Origin of the sequence: Bradyrhizobium sp. (assembly GCF_019244115.1) — a bacterium.
Classification (GTDB): Bacteria; Pseudomonadota; Alphaproteobacteria; order Rhizobiales; family Xanthobacteraceae; genus Bradyrhizobium.
Genome location: NZ_JAFATE010000079.1, coordinates 1 through 8457 on the forward strand (window position 1 = coordinate 1; position 8457 = coordinate 8457).

An 8457-nucleotide genomic window follows, 5' to 3' on the forward strand; every position below is an offset into this window, starting at 1 on the left:
ATGCCGCGATCATCTTTTCCGACATTCTCGTGATCCCTTATGCGCTCGGCCGCGCGGTGCGCTTCGAGGCCGGCGAAGGGCCGCGGCTCGATCCCCTGGATACCCCCGAGAAGATTTTGACGCTGAAGCGCGAGGCCGATTTCACAAAGCTCGAGCCGGTCTATGAGGCGCTGCGCCGCGTGCGCGCCGCGCTCGATCGCAAGGTTGCGCTGATCGGCTTCTGCGGCGCGCCCTGGACGGTCGCGACCTACATGGTCGCAGGCCAGGGCACACCCGACCAGGCGCCGGCGCGGCTGCTTGCCTATCGTCATCCGGATGCCTTCAAAGACATCATCGACGTGCTGGTCGAAAACTCCATTCACTATCTGCTCGGGCAGTTGCAGGCCGGCGCCGATTGTTTGCAGATCTTTGACACCTGGGCCGGCGTGCTCACCCCGCGCGAATTCGCGCGCTGGTCGATCGAGCCGACCCGCCGCATCGTGGCCGGCATCCGCGAGCAGGTGCCGGATGCAAAAATCATCGGCTTTCCGCGCGGCGCCGGCGCGCTGCTGCCGGCCTATGTGGAGGCGACCGGCGTCGACGCGGTGTCGATCGACTGGGCGGCCGAGCCGGCGCTGATCCGCGAGCGCGTGCAGAGCAAGGTCGCGGTGCAGGGCAATCTCGATCCGCTCGCGCTGATCGCCGGCGGCGCCGCGCTCGATCGCGCCGTGGACGACGTGCTGGAAAACTACGCGTCCGGCCGACTGATCTTCAATCTCGGCCACGGCATCTTGCCGGAAACCGCGATCGCCCATGTCGAACAGATGATCGCGCGGGTGCGGGCGCATCGCAGCTGAGATGTCAATGCGAGGCGCAAAGCGCCGAAGCAATCCGGAATTTCATCCGTGGCTCTGGATTGCGTCGCTGCGCTCGCAATGACACCGCTTCATTTCGGCCGGCTGCGCTCGATCAGTTCGGTGGCGCCCCTGGCGAGCAGGTCGAGCGCCACGGCGCGGCCGAGTTCGCGCGGACGATCGGCCGGTCCTTGGCGCGAAGCCTCGATGAACGAGCCGCCGGTTTCATCCAGCACGGCGGCCGTGAGCGACATCGACGCGCCGTCGATCCTGGCAAAACCCGCGATCGGCGAATTGCAATGGCCGTTCAATACCCACAGCACCTCGCGCTCGGCGTCGGCGCAGGCACGGGCATCGCGATCATCGATCGCTGCAAGTATCCGCCGCGTCGCGAAATCATGTGCGGCGCATTCCACCGCGACGATGCCCTGCCCTACCGCAGGCAGCATGTCGTGAACCCGGAAGTCGTAGGCTCCGCGGTTTGCGAGCCCGACCCGCTCGAGCCCGGAGCGCGCCATGATCAGTGCATCCGCGGGTCCCACTTCGCCGCCGCCGGGCAGCCGCTGCTTTTCGCCACGGTCGAGCTTGCGAACGCGCGTATCGGCCGCACCGCGGAAATGGATCACCTCGACGCCCGGGAACAGCCGCCGCGCATAGGCCGCACGCCGCACCGCATTGGTGCCGATCTTGAATCCTTTGCCGCGTTCGCGCAAGAAGTCGTCCAGCGCAAGGCCTGGGCGCAGCACCAGCACGTCGCCGGGCGAATCGCGCGACAGCGTGGCGGCGATCACGAGCCCGGGCGTGTCCTCATTGCCCGGCATATCCTTCAGCGAATGCATCGCCGCTTCGAGTTTTCCGGCGCGGACGGCATTGCGGATCTGGGCGACGAAGGCGCCGCCCTTGCCGCCATGGGTGAGCAATTTCGAGGTCTGGTCGGTATCGCCCGTGGTCTCGAATTTGACGATCTCGACCAAAATGCCGGGCACGCGCAGGGCGAGCCGCCGCGCGATCTCCTCCGTCTGCGCCAGCGCCATCGTGCTCTTGCGCGTGCCGATCCGAAAAGGCTTTTTCGCGTCCGCCATCAATGCGCATCCTCCAGAATCATGTCGGAGCCTTTTTCCGCGATCATGATGGTCGGCGCGTTAGTGTTACCGGACATCAGGTCCGGCATGACCGACGCATCGACCACGCGCAGGCCCTCGATGCCGCGGACGCGCAGGCGCTGGTCGACGACCGCGAGCGGATCGTTGCCCATCCGGCAGGTCGAGGTCGGATGATAGACCGTCGATCCCGTCTTGCGGCAGAAGTCCAAAATATCCTCGTCGCTCACCTTGTCGGGGCCCGGATAGGCCTCGCTCACTACGAACGGTTTCAGCGCCGGCCTCGCGAGAATGTCCCGCAGGATGCGGATGCCGTCGATGAAGGCGGCGCGGTCGGTTTCGGTGGCGAGATAGTTGATGCGGATTTCCGGTGGCGCGGCCGGGTCGGCGCTCCTGATCTTCAGCGAGCCGCGGCTCTCGGGCCGCAGTTGGCAGACCGAGGCGGTGAATCCGGAGAACGCGTGCAGCTTTTCGCCCATCTTGTCGGTCGAGAACGGAATGAAATGGATCTGGATGTCGGGCGTGGCGAGCCGCGGGCTGGTCTTGAAGAAGGCGCCGGAGGTGCCGGCGGCAATCGTCAGCGTTCCCTTGCGAAAGGCGGCATATTGCGCGCCGGCGAGCGCGCTGCGCAGCGGGCTCGAGACGATGTCGTTGAGCGTCACCTTCTGGGCGCAGCGCATCACGAGCCGCACCTGCAGATGATCCTGCAGATCACGGCCGACGCCGGCCGCATCGAGCACGACGTCGATGCCATGCTGTTTCAACAGGTCCGCCGGGCCGACGCCGGAAAGTTGCAGAAGCTGCGGCGAATTATAGGCTCCGCTCGACAGCAGGATTTCGCGGCGGGCACGCGCGCTTCGCGTCACGCCGTTCTGCCGGTATTCGATGCTGCGCGCGCGCCGCCCTTCGAACTTGATCCGCTGCGCCAGCGCGTCGGTCTCGATGCGCAGATTGCCGCGGCCTCGCGCAGGCCGCAGATAGCAGAAGGCGCTCGACGCGCGCCGGCCGCGCCGCGTCGTGGTCTGAAAGAAGCCGGCGCCCTCCTGGGTCGCGCCGTTAAAGTCGGGGTTGTAGGGGATGCCCGCCTCGACCGCGGCCTTCACAAATGCTTCCGAGAGCGGATCGTGATGCCGCCAGTCCGACACCGACAGGGGGCCGCCCGTGCCGTGATACTGATCGGCGCCGCGGATCTGGTTTTCGGCTTTTTTGAAATAGGGCAGCACGTCGTCAAAGCCCCAGCCGACATTGCCGAGCTGGCGCCAGCGATCATAATCCTCGTGCTGGCCGCGTACATAGAGCAGGCCGTTGATCGAGCTCGATCCGCCCAGCACTTTTCCACGCGGCTGAAAGACCTGACGGCCGCCGAGACCCGGCTCGGGTTCGGTCTGGTACATCCAGTTGACGCGCTTGTCCTTGAACAGCCGGCCATAGCCGAGCGGGATGTGGATCCAGACATTGCTGTCCTTCGGGCCGGCCTCGAGCAGCAGCACCGAATGCCGGCCGTCGGCGCTGAGACGATTGGCGAGCACACAGCCTGCCGAACCCGCGCCGACGATGACATAGTCGAATTCCGCGACGTCATGCGGGCTGTTCTTGTTCATCCTTGTCCTCGCACGCGGGCAGCTCTGCTCGGCCGCGTGTGGCGATGGCCCCAGCCGGAGGCTGATCCCGGGCGAAGAGGTAGCGGCGGCATATCGAAGGGTCAATCGCAAAAACGGGCGATTTCCGTTGACGCTTGCGCGAGTGGGCGGCGACAATCGCCTGATCGCGCTCGGGAGATCATCGTGACCTTACCCACACATCTGTTGCCGACGACCGTGGTCGGCAGCTATCCGCAACCGGACTGGCTGGTGGACCGCGCGATGCTGTCGAAATCGGTGCCGCGCACGCGCATGCAGGCGATGTGGCGGCTACCGCCTGCGCATCTGGAGGAGGCGCAGGACGATGCGACCATCGTCGCCATCCGCGACATGGAACGTGCCGGCATCGATATCGTCACGGATGGCGAGATCAGGCGGGAAAGCTACTCCAATCGCCTGGCGACCGCGCTCGACGGCATTGACGCCGACAACCCGGCTGTCATCGTCTCGCGCGCGGGGCTGGAAACGCCGGTGCCGCGCGTGGTCGGAAAGATCCGCCGCAATCATCCCGTCGAACTGCGCGATATGGAATTTCTGCGCAAGAACACCGACCGCGCCGCCAAGATCACGCTGCCTGGCCCCTTCACGATGAGCCAGCAGGCCAAGGACGAGTACTACCGCGATGACGCGGCGCTGGCGATGGCGTTCGCGGAAGCCGTCAATGCCGAGGCGCGCGACCTCGAAAAGGCCGGCGCCGACGTGATCCAGCTCGACGAGCCCTGGGTGCGCAACAATCCGGAGCTGGCGCGGCGCATCGCCGTAGAGGCGATCAACCGCGCGCTCGAGGGCCTCACGGTGCCGACCATCGTGCATCTCTGCTTCGGCTATGCGGCGGTCGTACCGGGCTCGACCAAACCTTCAGGATATTCCTTTCTCGCGGAGCTCGCCGACACCACGGCCGAGCAGATCTCGATCGAGGCGGCGCAGCCGCGGCTCGATCTCGGCGTGCTCAAAGATCTCGCGCCGAAGAAGATCATGCTCGGCGTGCTCGACCTCGGCGATCCCGAGATCGAGACCGTGTCGGTGGTGTCCGAGCGCATCCGCAACGGCTTGAAGCATGTCGGGGCCGACAGGCTCGTGATCGCGCCGGATTGCGGCATGAAATACATGCCGCGCGCGACCGCGTTCGGAAAGCTGAAGTCCATGTGCGAGGCGGCCGCGCATGTCCGGAACGAGCTCAGCTAGCGGCGATGGAAAGGACGCCGTCAGCTCTTGTCCGCAACATATTGCGCGATGCCGTGACCGAACGACCAGTTTTCCGGCAACACCTCGACCAGGTTGATCAAAATATCTTCCGGACGCAGTCCCGGGTCGGCGGTCAGGTTGGCGGCGATCTGGCGGAACAGTGCTTTCTTCTTCTCGACCGTGCGCGTGTTGCTGACGGTGAGCTGGATCATCACGAGATCGTCGCTGCGATCAATGCCGAAGTAGTTCGGGCTATAGCTGAAGTCGGTTTCGTCATGCTCCGTGATCGTCATGAAGCGATCCTCTTCCGGTACGTCGAAAGTGGCGCGCATCGCGCGATAGATGCCGTCGAGGATGGCTTGGCGATGGAGGGCGGGTTTTCCGCGGCGAAGGGAGACGCGTACGAGCGGCATGAGAGCTCCAGCACAGGTGAAGGTGCCGGAGAGATAGCCGTCTTCCCGATGATTTCAATGGCGCTGGGCGTCGGGTCGCAGCAGCGTATCGATCGTGACCACGCCCTCCGCGCGCGAGACGCAGGGGCAGATTTTTCGGTTCTCGCGCTTCTGCGCATCGCTGAAGAAGACGTCGCGATGATCGATCCGCCCGTCGAGATCGACAACGTCGACCGCGCAGACGCCGCATTCGCCGCGCTTGCAGTCGGAGATCATGTCATGGCCCGCCTCGCACAGCACGTCCAGCATCGAGCGGTCGCGCGGGACGACCAGCTCCGCGCCGGTGTCCTTGACGCGGACGCGGAACGGCTCCGCTGCAAACTGCCCGCTGGAGCCGAACGTCTCATAACAGAAGTCGGCCATGGGACGGCCGCAGGCCGCCCAGGCGCTTTGCGCCGCCTCCAGCATCCGCATCGGGCCGCAGAACAGCGCGACTGCCTGCGGCAGCAATCGCGAAAACGTTTCGGTGAGGTCGATGCGCTGGCCCTCGTCGCCGGCATAGACCGCAAGGCGGTCGCCGAGCAGGCTTTCGAGCTCATCGAGATAGGCCGCATCGCGCCGCGAACGGACCGCATAATGCAGCGTGAAATGGGCCTCGCGCCGCTTCAGTGCCTGCGCCGCGCCGACCAGCGGCGTGATGCCGATGCCGCCAGCGACCAGACAGAAATCCCGGCGCTGCCAGTCGACCGCAAACAGCGAGGCCGGCGCCGCGATGCTGAGCCGCGCACCCTGCTCCAGCGACCACATGTAACGCGAGCCGCCCCGCGAATCCTCGGCGAGCCGCACCGCAATCCGATAACCGTCGGGCGAGGCTTCGCCGATCAGCGAATAGGAGCGGACATCCGGACGGCCGTCGATGCTCACGCCGACCTTGATGTGGCTTCCGACCGGATAGGCGGCAGGACTGAATTGATCCGGGCGGATCAAAATTTCGCGAATGCGCGGACCAAGGTCGCGCGTCGCAACGACAGTGGCCGGTCCCCAGATCTCCTCGAATCGCATGATCCCCTCGTTCGCGTCAGACGGCGTTGGCTTTGATCAGCGCCGACGCCGGCAGCAGATCGAGATGGGTGCGGTTCCTCAGCGCCGAACGCAAGGTGCGCGCGGCAACTCGCGCATGCTCGCGCATTACGGCTTCGGCTCGCGCGCCCTCCCGATTCGCGATGGCATCGATCACAATGCGATGGTGGTCCTGCGCGATCATGAGGATCTGCCGCGCTTCGGGCATCGCCGCCTGCGCCATCGCGAAACCGCTCGGCGAGGCAAAGGGCAGCGCGGAGACGCGGTCGATCTGGCGGATCACGGGCGGGCTGCGCGACAATTCGCCAAGCAGCGCATGGAAGCGCGCATTCAAAGCGACATAGGCCGAGAATGCATCGATCGAGAGCGGGTCTTGCAGCACCAGCTCGTCGATCTGCTCAAGACACTCGCGCAAGGGCTCGAGATCGCGCACCGACACGCCGCGCTCGGCGGCGAAGCGCGCGGCGAGCCCCTCCAGCGTGCCGCGCAGCTCGATGGAATCGAGGATGTCGCGCTCGGAAAACGCCTTCACCATGAAGCCGCCGGAGGGGATCGCCTCGAGCAGCCCCTCCTCTTCGAGCCGCACCAGGGCCATCCGCACCGGGGTGCGCGACACGCCTGTTGTCTCGACCGCCTGCAGTTCGGAGATCCGTTCGCCAGGACGCAAGGCCCCCGACAGGATCAGATCGCGCAGCGCGATCTGTGCCCGCACGGTCTGCGAGACGGCGCGATCAGAGTCACGCTCGGCCATCGCCTACTCCGCGGCCTGCATCTGCTGCGGCGCTTCGGCCGCGATCATGCGGTCGATGGCGCGGCGCGCCCACATGGCGCCGGCATCGATGTTGAGATTGTAGAACACGCGGCCGGGGTTCTCGTCGATCGCGCGCTGCTGCGCCTCGAGGATCAGCTCGTCCTCGCGGAAAATGCCGGCGACGCCCTCACGAATCTCAGTCGTGAGACGCTGCTCGGAGAGGCGGTAGTTGCGCACGAAAGCCCAGAAGTAGTGGCAGGTCGTCTCCGTCTCAGGCGTAATGGTGTTGAGCACAAAACCGTTGACGCCCTGCGAGCGGTCGCCTTCAGGCGCGCCCGTGCCGGTCGGCGCGACGCCGACATCGATGTTGACCGTGCACGGCGCCTCGAAATGAATGATCTGCCAGCGATCGACCGCGCCGGACGCTTGCAACTGCTTCGCCCAGAACGGCGGCGCTTCGATACCCTTCATCCAGCGCGTCACGGTCGCGGTCTTCTCGCCGTGGCTGACGTCGAATGGTGCTTCCGCGACCGCGTCGTTGCCGATCGACGAGGAATGCACAAAGCTCTCGTGGGTCAGATCCATCAGGTTGTCGACCACGAGACGGTAGTTGCACTTGACGTGAATGGTCTTGCCGTCACCGGCCCAGGCCGGATCGTCGTTCCAATGCATGTCGGGAATTTTGGCGGGATCGGCGAGCGCGGGATCGCCCATCCACAGCCAGACGAAACGATGCCGCTCGATCGCCGGGTACGCTCGCACGCAGGCCGACGGATTGATCGTCTCCTGCGAGGGCATGAACGTGCAGCGGCCTTGCGCGTTGAACTTCAGGCCATGATAGCCGCACACCAGCGTGTCGCCTTCGAGCCGTCCCTTCGACAGCGGTACCAGGCGGTGCCAGCAGGCGTCCTCCAGCGCGGCAATGGTGCGGTCCGACTTGCGATACATCACGACATGCTTGCCGCAAATCGTGCGCGGCAGCAGTGCCTGCTTGACGTCCGCGTCCCATGCGGCGGCGTACCAGGCGTTCATGGGGAAGGAAGCAGCCATGGGGTTTCCTCGGTGTGCGTTGGATACGTTATGTATACAACATTTCCTATGTAGCCGCAAGTGGGCTAAGAAGGTTCCCCTAATGGAGCAAGTAAATGCGGTGTAGGCATCATTCCTGTATACATTTCCGTCGCTCGTAGGCGAGCGCAAGGTTTTTTCGATCCGTGCTTCGGAGTTCCAATGCCAATCGGCGGCGATGGTATTTGCATGCGCGCCCGACGTCTTGCCGCACACAGCTGAGAAGCGGCAGACGCTGAGCGGCAATCCGGTACGCTCGCTTCTGACGACGAACACAATGCAGCCTCCGCTCTTCACCACACTGGGAGCGCGGACTTGTTGTCGGAGACGATCTTTCGATAGGATTTTGCACCCCGTCGTGGAGGTCTTGAAGATGCGATCAGGCAAGGCTTCGAAGATCCGAGTCTG

Annotated in this window: 8 protein-coding genes; 2 read left to right on the forward strand and 6 right to left on the reverse strand. The window is 65.0% G+C overall.

Annotation, left to right across the window (positions count from 1 at the left end; translation table 11 throughout):
- Nucleotides 1–836 (forward strand): uroporphyrinogen decarboxylase family protein (locus tag JOZ76_RS03660; RefSeq protein WP_291697265.1); only part of this gene is annotated, 836 nt, incomplete at its 5' end.
- An 89-nt stretch (nucleotides 837–925) separates the two neighbouring features.
- On the opposite strand, the gene hemC is transcribed toward JOZ76_RS03660, so the two are convergent.
- Together hemC and JOZ76_RS03670 are read right to left on the reverse strand one after the other, a co-directional pair.
- Entirely contained in the window at nucleotides 926–1915 is a 990-nt protein-coding gene (hemC, locus tag JOZ76_RS03665; RefSeq protein ID WP_291697266.1) for a hydroxymethylbilane synthase, read from the reverse strand.
- Entirely contained in the window at nucleotides 1915–3534 is a 1620-nt protein-coding gene (locus JOZ76_RS03670) for a GMC family oxidoreductase (protein ID WP_291697267.1), read from the reverse strand. The genes hemC and JOZ76_RS03670 overlap by 1 nt, the downstream gene beginning before the upstream one ends.
- A 183-nt stretch (nucleotides 3535–3717) precedes the next feature.
- On the opposite strand from JOZ76_RS03670, the gene JOZ76_RS03675 reads away from it, so the two are divergent.
- The gene (locus tag JOZ76_RS03675; RefSeq protein WP_291697268.1) at nucleotides 3718–4758 is read left to right on the forward strand and encodes a 5-methyltetrahydropteroyltriglutamate--homocysteine methyltransferase; all 1041 of its coding nucleotides are present in this window, start codon (nucleotides 3718–3720) and stop codon (nucleotides 4756–4758) included.
- 20 nt (nucleotides 4759–4778) lie between these two features.
- Here the strand turns inward: JOZ76_RS03675 and JOZ76_RS03680 are convergent, their stop codons facing one another.
- Genes JOZ76_RS03680 through JOZ76_RS03695 form a run of 4 tightly spaced genes read right to left on the reverse strand, consistent with a single transcriptional unit; the run spans nucleotide 4779 to nucleotide 8031 of the window.
- Entirely contained in the window at nucleotides 4779–5171 is a 393-nt protein-coding gene (locus tag JOZ76_RS03680) for a tautomerase family protein (RefSeq protein WP_291697269.1), read from the reverse strand.
- 54 nt (nucleotides 5172–5225) lie between these two features.
- On the reverse strand, nucleotides 5226–6212 hold the full coding sequence (locus JOZ76_RS03685; protein WP_291697270.1) for a PDR/VanB family oxidoreductase: 987 nt from the start codon (nucleotides 6210–6212) through the stop codon (nucleotides 5226–5228).
- Nucleotides 6213–6228: 16 nt separating this feature from the next.
- Nucleotides 6229–6981: a GntR family transcriptional regulator gene (locus JOZ76_RS03690; RefSeq protein WP_291697271.1), complete on the reverse strand. Its 753-nt coding sequence runs from the start codon at nucleotides 6979–6981 to the stop codon at nucleotides 6229–6231.
- Nucleotides 6982–6984: 3 nt separating this feature from the next.
- The gene (locus tag JOZ76_RS03695; protein WP_291697272.1) at nucleotides 6985–8031 is read right to left on the reverse strand and encodes an aromatic ring-hydroxylating dioxygenase subunit alpha; all 1047 of its coding nucleotides are present in this window, start codon (nucleotides 8029–8031) and stop codon (nucleotides 6985–6987) included.
- Nucleotides 8032–8457: the final 426 nt, after the last annotated feature.

What these genes read in the sequence shown, in the direction of transcription:
- hemC (WP_291697266.1), bottom strand. Translation starts at nt 1,915, where the DNA reads ATGGCGGACGCGAAAAAGCCTTTTCGGATCGGCACGCGCAAGAGCACG.
- JOZ76_RS03670 (WP_291697267.1), bottom strand. Translation starts at nt 3,534, where the DNA reads ATGAACAAGAACAGCCCGCATGACGTCGCGGAATTCGACTATGTCATC.
- JOZ76_RS03680 (WP_291697269.1), bottom strand. Translation starts at nt 5,171, where the DNA reads ATGCCGCTCGTACGCGTCTCCCTTCGCCGCGGAAAACCCGCCCTCCAT.
- JOZ76_RS03685 (WP_291697270.1), bottom strand. Translation starts at nt 6,212, where the DNA reads ATGCGATTCGAGGAGATCTGGGGACCGGCCACTGTCGTTGCGACGCGC.
- JOZ76_RS03690 (WP_291697271.1), bottom strand. Translation starts at nt 6,981, where the DNA reads ATGGCCGAGCGTGACTCTGATCGCGCCGTCTCGCAGACCGTGCGGGCA.
- JOZ76_RS03695 (WP_291697272.1), bottom strand. Translation starts at nt 8,031, where the DNA reads ATGGCTGCTTCCTTCCCCATGAACGCCTGGTACGCCGCCGCATGGGAC.